Annotated in this window: 12 protein-coding genes; 4 read left to right on the forward strand and 8 right to left on the reverse strand. The window is 62.3% G+C overall.

Translation table 11 applies throughout. From position 1 onward, the window contains the following. Nucleotides 1-82: 82 nt before the first annotated feature. From KW846_RS27225 to KW846_RS27250, 6 genes are all read right to left on the reverse strand, one after another. Nucleotides 83-451 (reverse strand): cupin domain-containing protein, encoded by a 369-nt coding sequence (locus KW846_RS27225; RefSeq protein WP_015095619.1) that lies wholly within the window; start codon nucleotides 449-451, stop codon nucleotides 83-85. Further along, complete coding sequence (locus tag KW846_RS27230) at nucleotides 444-1727, reverse strand: glycosyltransferase (protein ID WP_218486165.1); 1284 nt, start codon at nucleotides 1725-1727, stop codon at nucleotides 444-446. Before KW846_RS27230 ends, KW846_RS27225 begins: the two co-directional genes overlap by 8 nt. A gap of 32 nt (nucleotides 1728-1759) precedes the next feature. Further along, nucleotides 1760-2839, reverse strand: a complete 1080-nt coding sequence (locus KW846_RS27235; RefSeq protein ID WP_218486166.1) for an ABC transporter ATP-binding protein — start codon at nucleotides 2837-2839, stop codon at nucleotides 1760-1762. After that, nucleotides 2832-3638, reverse strand: a complete 807-nt coding sequence (locus KW846_RS27240) for an ABC transporter permease (RefSeq protein ID WP_218486167.1) — start codon at nucleotides 3636-3638, stop codon at nucleotides 2832-2834. The genes KW846_RS27235 and KW846_RS27240 overlap by 8 nt, the downstream gene beginning before the upstream one ends. Then, nucleotides 3635-4495, reverse strand: coding sequence for an ABC transporter permease (locus KW846_RS27245; protein ID WP_218486168.1), 861 nt, complete (start codon nucleotides 4493-4495; stop codon nucleotides 3635-3637). The genes KW846_RS27240 and KW846_RS27245 overlap by 4 nt, the downstream gene beginning before the upstream one ends. Nucleotides 4496-4577: 82 nt before the next feature. Beyond that, nucleotides 4578-5633, reverse strand: coding sequence for a spermidine/putrescine ABC transporter substrate-binding protein (locus KW846_RS27250; protein ID WP_007976110.1), 1056 nt, complete (start codon nucleotides 5631-5633; stop codon nucleotides 4578-4580). Between the two features lie 198 nt (nucleotides 5634-5831). On the opposite strand from KW846_RS27250, the gene KW846_RS27255 reads away from it, so the two are divergent. From KW846_RS27255 to KW846_RS27270, 4 genes are all read left to right on the forward strand, one after another. Next, entirely contained in the window at nucleotides 5832-6764 is a 933-nt protein-coding gene (locus KW846_RS27255; protein WP_218480466.1) for a GntR family transcriptional regulator, read from the forward strand. A 99-nt stretch (nucleotides 6765-6863) separates the two neighbouring features. Next, nucleotides 6864-8138, forward strand: a complete 1275-nt coding sequence (locus tag KW846_RS27260) for a glycosyltransferase (RefSeq protein WP_218486169.1) — start codon at nucleotides 6864-6866, stop codon at nucleotides 8136-8138. A 70-nt stretch (nucleotides 8139-8208) separates the two neighbouring features. After that, nucleotides 8209-9606, forward strand: coding sequence for an FAD-binding oxidoreductase (locus KW846_RS27265; protein WP_218486170.1), 1398 nt, complete (start codon nucleotides 8209-8211; stop codon nucleotides 9604-9606). 13 nt (nucleotides 9607-9619) lie between these two features. Further along, nucleotides 9620-9979 (forward strand): cupin domain-containing protein, encoded by a 360-nt coding sequence (locus KW846_RS27270; RefSeq protein WP_126052890.1) that lies wholly within the window; start codon nucleotides 9620-9622, stop codon nucleotides 9977-9979. A gap of 181 nt (nucleotides 9980-10160) precedes the next feature. Here the strand turns inward: KW846_RS27270 and KW846_RS27275 are convergent, their stop codons facing one another. Then, complete coding sequence (locus tag KW846_RS27275) at nucleotides 10161-11201, reverse strand: GGDEF domain-containing protein (protein ID WP_256356882.1); 1041 nt, start codon at nucleotides 11199-11201, stop codon at nucleotides 10161-10163. Between the two features lie 123 nt (nucleotides 11202-11324). Next, a complete protein-coding gene (locus KW846_RS27280) occupies nucleotides 11325-12740 on the reverse strand; it encodes a cytosine permease (protein WP_007976098.1) in 1416 nt (471 codons plus the stop codon). Nucleotides 12741-13503 lie beyond the last annotated feature (763 nt).

Raw genomic sequence — 13503 nt, forward strand, 5'->3', positions numbered from 1 at the left:
AGCGGGAGCAAGCTCCCTCGCCACAGGTTCAGTGTCAGGTCCAGGTACAGGTCCAGTGTCAGGTTCAAGCCCGGTGTCAGGCTCAAGCCAGCATGTACACGTTGCGCAAGGTTTCCCGGACGTCGCATTCACCGGTCCAGCCGGCCGGGAACAGCACCAGGGTGTTGGGGCGCACTTCGATCACTTCGCCGTTGTCGTTGCGGTAGGTGGCGTGCCCGGCGATGAAGTGGCACAACTCGTCCCGGGGAATCGACAGCCGCCAGCGCCCGGGGGTGCAGACCCACAACCCGGTTTCCGGGCTGTTGTTCGGGCCCTTGAACAGCAAGCGGCCGCTGGAATGCGAGACGCCTTCGATGGCGTCGCTCTGCACGCCCCAGTCCACCAGGTCGGTGCGGCTGCTGACGGCTTCGAGGTACGGCGTGATACCCGCCGTGGTGGATGAATCAGGCATCGTTGAGCACCTTGTCGAGAATCGCGGCCGCGTCTTGCGGCCCCTTGCGGGATTGCATCTGCGCGCTGGTGCGCTGCAGGCGTTGGCGCATGGCCTCGTCGTTGAGGCAGGCGTGGAGTTTTTGGGCGAGCTGTTCTTCGCTCCATTCGTAGCGGTCGAGCTTGAAACCGTGGCCGCTTTCTTCGGCGCGCATGGCGTTGTCGTGGCCGTCCCAGACGTAGGACATGACGATCGCCGGTTTGCCGAAAAACAGGCACTCGGTGAAGCTGTTGTTGCCACCGTGATGGATCACCGCGTCGACCTGGGCGATCACCGACGGCTGCGGGAACCAGTTGGAAATCTGCACGTTGTCCGGCAGGTCGGTGTATTCGTCGAGGTGCTCGCCGACGTTGAACAACGCCCGGTAAGGCAGCTTGCCCACCGCCTCGATCAGGCGCTTGAGCAACTCGACGTCGCCGGAACCGAGGCTGCCGAAGCTGGCGTACAGCAGCGGCTTGTCGTTGTGGGCGCGGAACTGTGGAATCTCGTACGGCGTGTCGTGGCGCACGCAGCCTTGCAGGTAATGGAAACGCTCGGCCGGCAGTGGATGGCGGCGGTCGAACTTGACCGCGTCCGGGTACAGCAGCAGGTTCATGAACGGCGAGGCTTCAAAGAAGGTGCCCAGCGGATAAGGCGCTTCACCGTGGGCCTGGAGGAACTGGTTGAAGTCCTCGTGGATCGGCCCGACCACTTCCTCGAAGCGCTGGCGGAATTGCGCGTGGCCGGCCTTGTCATCGATGCTCATGCCCGACAGGTGCGGCGGGATATCCGGGTCTTCGATCTCGTTTTCCGAGCAGGAAATGATCCGCACCCACGGCTTGCCGTATTGCTTGATCGCCGGGAACAGGATCACGTTGTCGACGCAGATCAGGTCGGGCTTGACCTTGTCCAGCACCGCCGGCAGGTCCTTTTGCGCCCACTTGGCGGTTTCGACGATGGCCGCCCAGCATTCCTTGACGTAGTTGTCGATCTGCTCCAGCGGCGACTTGCGGAAATTCGGAATGTGGCCGTTGATGAAGTCGACCCAGTAGCGGGCCATCTCTTCGGCCGGCATCGGCGCCGACATGTTGACCATGTGCTCCTCGAAACCATAACCGGCGTAGACACCGCTCATGCCCGGGTCGGTGAGGAACACCGCCTTATGGCCCAGGGCTTCACACGCCTGGGCGATACCCACTGAGTTCAGCGCCGGGCCGTAGGCGGCTTCGGGGAAGAATGCGATCACTTTCTGTTTCATCGAGTGCTGCTCCTGCCTGGTCTTTTTATTGTTCAGCGTGTCAATACGCGGGCATGCCGGGCCTGCCAGCCCAGCCGGATGGTCGTGTCGATTGCAAAATGGGCGAATTCAAACTGCGAGGACGGCACGCGCACGATCAGCGGTTTGTCGCTCAGGGCTGTCTGCACATGCAGGTTGGTGTCGAGGCCGTGGTAGGCGACCTCGACGATTTTGCCGCTGATCTGATTCGGGCAATCGCTGCCCTGCTCCGTCAGCACTTGCAGGCGTTCGGGGCGCACCACCACGGCGACGGACTGGCCGGACACCAGCGGAGCGTCGGTTTCCACGCTCAACTCCTGGCCATTCACGCGCACCGAGTGCTGGCCCGAGCGCACGCCTTCGAGCAGGTTGCTGACGCCGATGAAGTTGGCGACAAAACGGCTGTTGGGGTTCTCGTACAGCTCCGACGGACTGCCGCACTGGCACACCTTGCCGCCGTCGAGCACCGCCATGCGGTCGGACATCACCAGCGCTTCTTCCTGATCGTGGGTGACGATGATGAAGGTGATGCCGCTCTCGTGTTGCAGGCGCTTGAGTTCCAGCTGCATCTTTTCCCGCAGCTTTTTGTCGAGGGCGCCCAAGGGCTCGTCGAGCAGCAACACCCGCGGACGCTTGACCAGCGCCCGGGCCAGTGCCACCCGCTGACGCTGGCCGCCGGACAGCTGATCGGGCTTGCGCTCGGCCAGCTCACCCAGCTGCGCAGTGCTCAGCACTTCATCGACCCGCCGGCGGATTTCGCTTTCCGGCAGGCGCTCCATTTCCAGGCCGTAGGCGATGTTCTTGCGCACGGTCATGTTGGGGAACAGCGCATAGGACTGGAACATCAGGTTCAGCGGACGCTTGTTGGCCGGCAACGGCGAGATGTCATTGCCGTCCAGGTAAATGCAGCCACCGCTGGGGGTCTCGAAACCGGCGAGCATGCGCAGCAGCGTGGTCTTGCCGCAGCCGGACGGGCCGAGCAGCGCGAAGAACTCGTTCTCGCGGATGCTCAGCGACACCTCGTTGACCGCCAGGCCGTTGCCATAAGACTTGCTGACCTTGTCCAGGATCAGTACCGCAGATGAATTATTCATGGGTGCGAGGAGCCTTGTTGAGACGCTGCGAAGCCAGCAGCGCGGTGATGCTGACCAGCATCACCAGCGTCGCCAGAGCGTTGATTTCCGGGGTGACGCCGAAGCGGATCATGGCGTAGATCTGCATGGGCAACGTGGTCGAAGCCAGGCCGGAGCCGGAGTTGAAAAAGGCGATGATGAATTCGTCCACCGACAGGGTGAACGAGAGCAATCCACCGGCCAGCACGCCGGGGAAAATCACCGGCAACAGCACCCGGCGGAAGGTGGTGAACCAGCTGGCACCGAGGTCGATCGAGGCTTCGAGGATCGAATAGTCGAAGTGCTTGAGCCGCGTGCGCACCACCGCGCAGACGAAGGCGATGTTGAACACCGCGTGGCTGATGATGATCGAGTGCAGGCCCAGGCCAACCTTGAGCAGGTTGAAAAAACTCAGCAGCGCAATCGCCAGCACGATGTCGGGAATGATCATCGGCGCCATCAGCAAGGTGTCGACCACCTGGCCTTTGTCATTGCCCTTGCGGCGCAACTCGATGCCCAGCGCGAGGAACGTGCCGAGCACGCAGGCAATGAAGGTGGCCGACAAGGCGACGATCAGAGTGTTGAGCGCCGCCGACAGGATCGCCGTGTTGTGCGCCAGCGCCGCGTACCACTTCAGCGACACGCCGCCCCAGGCGGTGGGCAATCCGGACTTGTTGAACGACAGCAGGATCAGCACCAGGATCGGTATATAAAGGAAGGCGTACACCAGCCCCAGGTGCGAACCCAGCACGGTGGCGCTGACAGAACGTGGCTGACTCATGAGCGCGCCCCTTCTGCACGACGGGCCACCAGGGCCTGGATGAACAACAGGATCAGCATGATCGCGATCAGGAAGAAGCTCAGTGCGGCGCCGAACGGCCAGTCCCGCGCCGTGAGGAATTGCGCATAGATCAGGTTGCCGACCATCTGCACCTGCTTGCCACCCAGCAGGTCGGCGGTGATGAAGTTGCCGATGCTCAGCACGAAGACAAACACCGCACCGGCGGCGATACCCGGCACGCTCAGCGGCAGGATGATCCGGCGAAAGGTCATCCAGCCCGAGGCGCCGAGGTCTTTCGAGGCGTCCCACAGTTCGTTGTTGATCCGCGACAGCGACGAGAAAATCGCCAGGATCACAAAGGGGATGTAGTTGTAGACCAGCCCCAACACCACGGACGACTCGGTGTACAGCAGGCTGAAGGGTTCACCGCTGTAGCCGGACACTTGCAGCAGGCGATTGATCAGGCCTTCACGGTTGAGCAGGACGATCCAGGCGTAGGTGCGGATCAGGTAATTGCTCCAGAACGGCAGCATCACCAGGAACAGATACACCGCCTGGCGCCGCCGTGGCGCCCGGGCAATCGCGTAGGCCGCCGGGTAGCCGATCAACACCGCGAACACCGTGGCCAGCCCGGCGATTTTCGCCGACTTGAGCAGGATGCCCAGGTACAGCGGATCGAATGCGCGCTGGTAGTTTTCCCAGGTGAACAACCAGTCGATGCCACCGTAGGCACCGCGTTCGACGAAGCTGTAGACCAGCACCAGCAGGCACGGAATCACCAGGAACATCAGCAGCCAGCCAAAGCCGGGCGCAAGAAGCCAGGCCGACAGACGCCTGTCAGCATGCAAAGCACTCATTAACCCTATCCTCCCGCCTCAGGACAGAGGCGGCTTGCGAGCGTGGCGAGGCATGCCGGGCATGCCTCGGATCGACGTGGCGTTAGTTCTGCGCTGCCATGATTTCGGTGACGGCGCGGGTGTAGGCTTTTTGCGTGGTGCCGCCCAGGTCGCGCAATTGCTCCATTTTCAGCAGCTCGGCGGGGGCGATGGTCAGGTTGGGGTATTGCTTGAGCAGGTCCGCGGACAACCCGGCCATGGCCGCCTGGTTGGGGACTTTGTAGAGGATGTTTTCAGCGACCCAGGCGTGGTTTTCCTTGGCCAGCATGAAGTTGATGAACTTGAAGGCCTGGTCCTGGTGCTTCGAACTCTTGAGCACCACCATGGTGTCCACCCACAGGTCGGAACCTTCCTTGGGCACCACGAACTTGATCGCCGCGTTGGCCTGGGTGCCGTAGTTGCACCAGCCGTCCCAGGCATGGGCCATCAGCGATTCGCCGGAAGCGAGCTTGGAATAGAAGGTGGTGTCGTCGAAGGACAGAATGCGTTTTTTGGTGGCGATCAACTGGTCGCGAACCGCGGCGATCTGTGCCGGGTCACTGTCGTTGACCGACCAGCCCTTGGCGAGGAAACCGGCGCCGAGCATCCAGCGGTCGGTGGCGAGCATCGTCACCTTGCCCTTGAGGGCATCGCTCGGGTTGAGCAGCTCGTTCCAGCTCTGCGGCGCCGGTGTCACCTTGTCGGAGCGATAGCAGATGCCCGTGGTGCCCCAGGTGTAAGGCACGGAGAACTGGTTGCCCTGGTCATATTCCAGGTGAGTGGCTTCGGGGTAGAGGTTTTTCAGGTTGGGGACTTTGACCGGATCAATGTCCGCCAGCAGCCCCTGCTTGTGCAGGACTTCGGCGAAGGGCGAGGAGACGAACACCACGTCATAGCCTTCACCACCGGAGGCCATCAGCTTGCCCATGATTTCTTCGTTGGTGGCATGCAGCGCCTTGTCGACGTCCACACCGCTGGCAGCCTTGAACTTCTCCAGCGCATCGGGGGCCATGTAGCCGTCCCAGATGGAAATCACCATGTCTTTCGCACTTGCAGCCTGTGAGGCGATCGCCAGGGAAACGGCCAATCCCGCGCACAGAAGATCATTCAGCTTGCTCATAAATACTCACCCGACGATTGTTTATTGTTGTGTTCGAAGGCAGTACGGCAAAACGAGATACGATTGCTGGTGTTTTTTTTTAGAAATTAGGACCAGTATCAAAAGATGTCAACGCTTTTTTACGGCCTGACGACTGGCCAGCGCATGACATAAGATGGGCAACTGAGTCCCACAGCGGATCACAACGAGAAAAGACGCTTGAGCACGACAGCTGAAAAAAAACCGCGCACCAATCACCTGGAACTGGCCCGGCGCATCCTCGAGCACACCCAGGAAAGCGGCCTGGTGGCCGGCGACCCGGTGGCCGAACAGGCCCTGGCCCGCACGTTCCAGGTGTCGCGCACGCTGATTCGCGGCGCGCTGAAAGTGCTGCTGGAAGAAAACCTGCTGAGCCACGAAGCCGGCAAGGGCTACCGCTTGCTGGCATCGCCGGTGGGCCAGGCCTTCAACGCCGCCCTGCCCCAGGCCGAGGAAGAAGAACTGGCCGCCTCGGTGCTGCGTGACCGCATGGCCGGGCGCCTGGGCGACAGCATCAGCATCAGTGAGCTGATGCGCCGCTACGACATCGGCCGGCCGGCGGCGCAAAAGGCCCTGCAGCAATTGAGCGAGAGCCAGGCCATCGAGCGCGGCCCCGGCCAGTCCTGGCTGTTTCGTCCGTCGCTGAACAGCCTGGCCGCCCTCGAAGAAAGCCTGAAGTTCCGCCTGATCCTGGAGCCCGAGGCCTTGCTCAGCCCGAGCTTCAACGCCGACCCGCAACGCCTTGCACTGTTGCGCAGCGCCATGCAAAGCCTGCTCGCCCGCCCCGTGGAAGACTTCGATCTGCAGCAGTTTCGCGAACTGGACATCAGCTTCCACGAACTGCTGGCCCAGAGCTGTGGCAACCGCTTCATCAGCGACGCCCTGCTCCAGCATCAGGGCTTGCGCCGCTTGCCGAACCTGCTGCCATCGGTCAGCGTGCACCGCCTGCAAGAGGCCCTGCGCGAACACCTGCAAATCATCGCGCAGATCGAACGCGGGCAGATGGAGATCGCCGCCGACCTGCTGCGCCTGCACCTGCGCCTGAGCGCCGCGCAACGCCCGCAAACCGCCAACCGGGGCATTCCGCAAAGTCATCTGTTCGGGCGTCGTTAAGCGCCACGCAAAAACATGATGATTTTTTTTTGAAAATAAGACAGCATCAAAAACACCTTCAGGAGCGGCGGGTCTGACCCGCCATGGACAGCCCTCGCCATGCAAAAACAAAAACTGATCGCCCTGTTTCCGGAAGCCAGTTTCGGCGCGGCCTTGAACTGCATCGGTATCGCTCAGGCGTTGCGCGAGCTGGGCGCCAGACCGGTGTTCATCTGCCACGAGCATTTCCAGGGGCTGTTCGCCGAGTACGGCTTCGACGAATACCCGATTCCGCAAGTGAGCCCCTTGTCGGCGGCGGAACACCAGCACTACTGGGAACGCTTCATCGAGCGCAGCATCCCCTACTTCGACCAGACCCCGCTGGCGCAGATCGACAGCTACGTGGCGCCCGCCTGGGAAGCCATCATCGACACCGCCATCGAAGCGGAAAAACCCTTGCAGCAGCTGCTCGGCCGCCTCAAGCCAGACGTGATCGTGCTCGACAACGTGGTGATGTTCCCGGCCATCGCCAACGCCGGTTGCCCGTGGGTGCGGGTGGTGTCCTGCGCCGAGACCGAACTGCCGGATGCCGCCGTTCCGCCGTACCTCTCCGGCTGCCTGGCCAGTGACACCGAGGCCTGCGAGCGTTACTCCGAGCACTACCTCAAAGCGGTCGCACCGGCCCATGAACGCTTTTCGCAGTTTCTCCTCGGCAACCATACGGCGCCCTGTCCGGCAGGGCAGTTCCTCACCGATTCACCCTGGCTCAACCTGCTGCTGTCGCCGACGCCGGTGCGCTATGAACGCCGGCAGCCGCTCGATCCGCAGCGCTACGTCTACCTCGACGGCTGCGTACGCCGCGAAGCGCCGTACATCGTCCCGGACTTCCCACGGCACAACGACGCACCGCTGATCTACCTCAGCTTCGGCAGCCTCGGCGCCGCCGACACCGGGATGATGAAGCGCCTGATCAGCACGATCGAAACCTTGCCGTACCGCTTCCTGGTCAACGTCGGCGCCTACCGCGACATGTACACCACCGTGCCGGACAACGTGTACCTCGACAGCTGGTTTGCCCAGCCCGCCGTGCTCAAGGAATGCGATGTGTTCATCCATCACGGCGGCAACAACAGCTTCTGCGAGGCGCTGTACTTCGGTTTGCCGTCGCTGATCATTCCCTATTGCTGGGACGGTCACGACAACGCCGCCCGCGCCGAGGAAGTCGGCGTCGGCCGCTACCTGCCGCGCTTTGCCGATCCCCTGGCCGCCCTGCCCGGCGCCCTCGAACAACTGCTGGCCGACCAACCGATGAAGCAACGCCTCGCATCGTTCAGCTTGCGCATGCAGGCGACCCGCGGCACCGACATTGCCGCCCGCGCCATTCTTGACCTCTAGCCAAAACAACAAAAACCGTCGGGCAACCGAACGCAAACGTCGCTGCCCGACACACCGCCGGAGTTTCAGCATGAATGCCCCACCGCGTCTCGATGCGCTCGACCACGTCCTGCCCCATCCCTTCTGGCAGGACACCGTCACCCCACCGCCCGCCGCACCTTCTGTCAGCGCAACCGTGCAATGCGACCTGGCAGTGGTCGGTGGCGGATTCACCGGATTGTGGACGGCGCTACTGGCACGCCAGCGCCACCCCAAGCTGAGCATTGCGATCATCGAGGCTCGACGCTGCGGCGGCGAGGCCAGTGGGCGCAATGGCGGTTTTTGTGCACCGAGCATTTCCCATGGCGTGTCCAACGCCCTCAAGCGTTGGCCGGATGAAGCGCAGCAACTGATCCGCCTGGGCCGGCAGAACCTCGATGAACTGGCCGCCGATCTGGATCACTTCGGCATGCAGGTCGAGTTCGAACGCCAGGGCAAACTCAACGTCGCCAGCCAGCCGTGGCAAGTCGACGGACTGCGCGCCATGCAACGTAACTACGCCCGCTTCGGCATTGACTGCGAGTGGCTGGAAGGCCCTCATTTGGCACAGAAACTCGACTCCCCGACCTACGTGGCAGGTCTGTTCGAACCCAACTACGCCCTGCTCAACCCGGCAAAAATGGCCGCCGAGCTACGCCGTGTCTGCCTTGAACAAGGGATCCAGCTGTTCGAAAACAGCCCGGTGCTGCAACTGGATGCGCGCAACGACAGCCTGCGCCTGCGCACGGCCGACGGCGAAATCATCGCCGGGCAGATCGCCCTCGCCACCAACATCGCTCCACCGCTGCTCGGCCATCTGGCCTCAAGTGTGATCCCGGTCTACGACTACTCGCTGGTCACGGAGCCACTGCGCGATGAACAACTGGCCGCCATCGGCTGGACCGACCGATACGGCATCGCCGATTCCGGCAATCAATTCCATTACCTGCGCAAGACCGCCGACAACCGCATTCTCTGGGCTGGCTTTGATGCCATCTACCATTTCGGCGGGCGCCGCGACGAAGCCCTGACCCAGCGCCCGCAAAGTTTCCAGCGCCTGGCCGAACAGTTTCAACAGACCTTCCCCGCCCTGGGCGATGTGCGCTTCAGCCATGCCTGGGGCGGCATCATCGACACCTCGGCACGCACCACGATGTTCACCGGTTGCGAACATCAGGGCCGCGTTGCCTATGCCCTGGGCTTCACCGGGCAAGGGGTATCGGCCAGCCGTTTTGCCGCGCTGAACATGCTCGACCTGCTGGCCGGGGAACGCACCGAACGCACCGAGCTGCTGATGACCTCCAAGGCGCCGTTCCGCTTTCCGCCCGAACCGTTGCGTTATGTCGGCGTGAAACTGGCCCAGCGCTCTCTGGCGCGGGAGGACCGCGACGGTCACCGCGACCTGCTGCTCAAGACCTTCGATGCCTTTGGCATCGGTTTCGATTCCTGACCCGGAGACCACCATGTCCACAGCCCTGCCCCGGCACGTCATCGACTTCGCCAGTGAACTTGCCCCCCGTGAAACCGAAATCGACGACCCGGCCGTGGTCGACGCGCCTTATCGCAGCAAGAGTTGGCGGCACTTTGTGCAGCCCGGGAAAAACGCCGTGGCCGGCATCTGGGAGGCAGGACCGCACCGGGAGCGTTGCCAGTGCGATTACGATGAGCTGTGCCACATTCTCGAGGGCACGGTGCGCCTGACCGATGCCGAAGGCGTCGCGCGTACATTCGGCCCCGGCGACTCCTTCGTGGTCGCCAGCGGATTCCAGGGCACCTGGGAAAACCTCACCCCGGTGCGCAAGGTCTACTTCATCCTCGGCTAACCGCGCGATGAAAGGAGCACCAAACAACCTGTGGCGAGGGAGCTTGCTCCCGTTCGGCTACGCAGCAGTCGCAAACCCTGTTTACCAGTTGATACCTGAGTGCTCAGATTTTGGGGCCGCTGCGCGACCCAGCGGGAGCAAGCTCCCTCGCCACAGGTGCTGGGGTTCGTCCTTTAAGGGGTTACTGCCGTACGAGGTTGCGCCCGTTGCGCTTGGCCTGGTACAGCGCGTCGTCGGCGCGGGTCAGCAGGCTTTCCGGTGTGTCGCCGGGTTGTGCATGGGCCACGCCGAACGACGCAGTGATGGTGTCCAGCACGGTATCGGTGCCCCGGGCCTTGACCCGCAGCGACTGGATTTTCAGGCGCAGGCGCTCGGCAAACGCACCCACCGCCGCCAGATCCGGGCAATCCTTGAGCACCACGCAGAACTCCTCACCGCCGTAACGCGCCGCGAACGCTTCGCCCGACAGCGAGTCACGCAACACCCGGGCAACATGCTGGAGAACACGGTCCCCCAACGGATGGCCGTACTGATCGTTGAATTGCTTGAAGTGGTCGATATCCAGCATCACCAGCGCCACGCCGGACGCCGCGTCATTCATCGCCTGTTCAAGCTTGCGGTTGAAGGTGGTGCGGTTGAGCAATTCGGTCAGGCCATCGAGGGTCGCGGCCAGTTGGGCGCGCTCCAGCTTGTCGCGCAGGCTTTTGATCTCGTGTTGCGCCGACTGCAACTGGGCGAGGAAGTGTTCCTGCTGCCCCTGCATCAGCCGGGTGCTTTGTTGCAGCTGGATCAGGATGCTCGGCAAGCGCTCGCTGGCCGGCTCTTCGAGCATTTGCAGGTATTGGCCAAGGCTGGCCTGGAAGTTCTGGTTACCCTTCACGCTGCGCGAGACATCGCGCTCCATGTCGTCGACCAGGTTGATCGCTTCCTGCTGCCCGGAACGGGCGTCCGCCAGTTCGTCGCGGATGATGTACTCGCGAAACAGCCTGGCCGCCGACTCCGGCGGGAAAGCGTCGAAATCGTTGACCACCCGGTCCAGGTGCCGGTTGAGTTCCGGCTCCTGGCCCTTGCTGTAGGTGTACCAGAGCGCGTAGTGCACCGGGTTGGGCGGAATGTTGTGACGAACCATCAGCGGCACTGCCTGCTTGAGCAACGCCGCTGCCTCACGGGAATCTTCTGGATACAGCGCTAGAACAGTCGCACGCGTGTCGGATTGGCTCATGGCTTCACTGTGGTTGTTTATCATTGGCGATCGGCAGGCTCGCTGAGCATAACCATACGCCCGACAAACGGCTATCCCGAATTACAGCCTCATTTCAACCCGGTACGCCTGTTCCAGCGTCCTTTATATGTTGCCCGACATCAGACTCGCCACGTTCTGCCGGCGACGGTAAGCGGTATCGCGGTTCGCCAGCCAGTAGTACAGCGGCGTCGTGACGATCAAGCCCACCAGCCACGACAGATCCGCGCCATCGATATGCACCGCCACGGGGCCGGTGTAGATCGGCGTGTTCATGAACGGAATCTGCACCACGATGCCGATGGCGTAGGCCAGCAGCGCCTGCGGGTTGAAGCGCCCATAGATACCGCCGTCGACGCGGAAGATCGAGGCGATGTCGTAGTCACCCTTGTGGATCGCGTAGAAGTCGATGAGGTTGATCGCGGTCCACGGCACCAGCACCACCAGCAACGCCAGCACCAGGTCGACGAAATGCCCGATGAAATCCGCCGAGGCGCCGATGGCCGCCACGCAGCAACCGGCGAGGATGATCAGCGACAGCACCGCCCGGCTCTGCGCGGTCGGAATCCAGCGGTGGGCGAAGGTTTGCAGCAAGGTGATCACCGAGAGCACCGCGCCGTACAGGTTCAGGGCGTTATGGCTGATCACGCTGAGCAGGAACAGCACCAGCATCAAGGGGCCGATGGCACCGGTGGCGAGTTTCACCGCGTCCATGGTGTCCATGCCCACGGGCGTGGCCAGCACGGCGACGGCGCCGAACACGAAGGAAAGGATCGAGCCCAGTGAAGAACCCAGGTAGGTCGCCCAGAAGGTCGAGCTGACCTTGACGTCCTTCGGCAGGTAGCGCGAGTAATCGGACACGTACGGCGCGAACGCGATCTGCCAGAGCGCTGCCAGCGACACCGTGGCCAGCCAGCCGGAGATGTTGAAACTGCCGCGGGTGAGGAAGTCATCGGTCTGCACGTGGGTCAGGATGTAGCCGAAGCCCAGCACGATGCCCAGGCCCAGCACCCAGGTGCCGATGCGATTGAGCACGTGGATGAAGCGGTAGCCAATGATGCCGATGATCCCCGAACCGAGTCCGCCGAGGACGATGCCCACCGACACCGGCACACTCTCGACCACGCCATGCAGCGACTTGCCGGCCAGGACGATGTTGGAGGCGAAGAAACCGATGTACATCACGCCGGCAATCACCACCACCAGCAACGCCCCCAGGGAACCGAACTGCGCGCGACTCTGGATCATCTGCGGAATGCCCATCTGCGGGCCTTGCGCCGAGTGCAGCGCCATCAGCACCCCACCGACCAGGTGGCCGACGATGATCGCGACAATGCCCCAGACCAGGTTCAGGTGGAACAACTGCACGCCAAGCGCACCGGTGACGATGGGCAACGGCGCGATATTGCCGCCGAACCACAGGGTGAACAGATCTTTGACCTTTCCGTGGCGATCCTCAGGAGGGACGTACCCGATCGTGTGTTTCTCGATGAGCGGGGCGGATGAAGCGGTGGTGGACATGACGAACTCCAAGGCAAGGATGAGTACGTGTTCGTACTTCGGTGTGCGCAAACGGGACGGCGCATTTCTTGTTGGAGACGATCATGGACAAAGAGCGCGGGGAGGAAAATTAGTTAATTTGTGCCTTTAAACCTTAAAAAAGATTGCGCAGTAATGGCCATTTATCAGCAGGAAAAACCAATAAAATTCCGAACGACGAAATCCCTGTGGGAGCGGGCTTGCTCGCGATGAGGCCATCAGGTCCAACATCTTCGTTGACTGATACACCGCCATCGCGGGCAAGCCCGCTCCCACAGGGTCCTGCGTTTTAACTGACTGCCATCACCACTGCGCGAAGGTGGCAAAGCTGGAACCCGAGGTATCGCACTGTTTTTTGTGGGAGCGGGCTTGCTCGCGAAGACGGCGGCACATCCAGCATCCATGTGGCTGACATACCGCTTTCGCGAGCAAGCCCGCTCCCACAGGGTCCTGCGCTTTAACTGACTGTCATCACCACTGCGCGAAGGCGGCAAAGCTTGAACCCGAGGTATCGCACTGTTTTTTTGTGGGAGCGGGCTTGCTCGCGAAGGCGGCGGCACATCCAGCATCGATGTGGCTGACATACCGCCATCGCGGGCAAGCCCGCTCCCACAGGGTCCTGCGTTTTAACTGACTGTCATCACCACTGCGCGAAGGCGGCAAAGCTTGAACCCGAGGTATCGCACTGTTTTTTTGTGGGAGCGAGCTTGCTCGCGATGGCGGTGGCACATCCAGCATCGATGTG

The sequence above is a fragment of the Pseudomonas sp. PDM32 genome (genome assembly GCF_019219225.1).
Lineage (GTDB): Bacteria > Pseudomonadota > Gammaproteobacteria > Pseudomonadales > Pseudomonadaceae > Aquipseudomonas > Aquipseudomonas laurylsulfatiphila.

Bases quoted from the DNA above. Each gene is read 5' to 3' on its own strand.
- KW846_RS27270 (WP_126052890.1), top strand. From the start codon at position 9,620: ATGTCCACAGCCCTGCCCCGGCACGTCATCGACTTCGCCAGTGAACTT.
- KW846_RS27240 (WP_218486167.1), bottom strand. From the start codon at position 3,638: ATGAGTCAGCCACGTTCTGTCAGCGCCACCGTGCTGGGTTCGCACCTG.
- KW846_RS27245 (WP_218486168.1), bottom strand. From the start codon at position 4,495: ATGAGTGCTTTGCATGCTGACAGGCGTCTGTCGGCCTGGCTTCTTGCG.
- KW846_RS27280 (WP_007976098.1), bottom strand. From the start codon at position 12,740: ATGTCCACCACCGCTTCATCCGCCCCGCTCATCGAGAAACACACGATC.
- KW846_RS27225 (WP_015095619.1), bottom strand. From the start codon at position 451: ATGCCTGATTCATCCACCACGGCGGGTATCACGCCGTACCTCGAAGCC.
- KW846_RS27235 (WP_218486166.1), bottom strand. From the start codon at position 2,839: ATGAATAATTCATCTGCGGTACTGATCCTGGACAAGGTCAGCAAGTCT.
- KW846_RS27275 (WP_256356882.1), bottom strand. From the start codon at position 11,201: ATGAGCCAATCCGACACGCGTGCGACTGTTCTAGCGCTGTATCCAGAA.
- KW846_RS27260 (WP_218486169.1), top strand. From the start codon at position 6,864: ATGCAAAAACAAAAACTGATCGCCCTGTTTCCGGAAGCCAGTTTCGGC.
- KW846_RS27250 (WP_007976110.1), bottom strand. From the start codon at position 5,633: ATGAGCAAGCTGAATGATCTTCTGTGCGCGGGATTGGCCGTTTCCCTG.
- KW846_RS27265 (WP_218486170.1), top strand. From the start codon at position 8,209: ATGAATGCCCCACCGCGTCTCGATGCGCTCGACCACGTCCTGCCCCAT.
- KW846_RS27230 (WP_218486165.1), bottom strand. From the start codon at position 1,727: ATGAAACAGAAAGTGATCGCATTCTTCCCCGAAGCCGCCTACGGCCCG.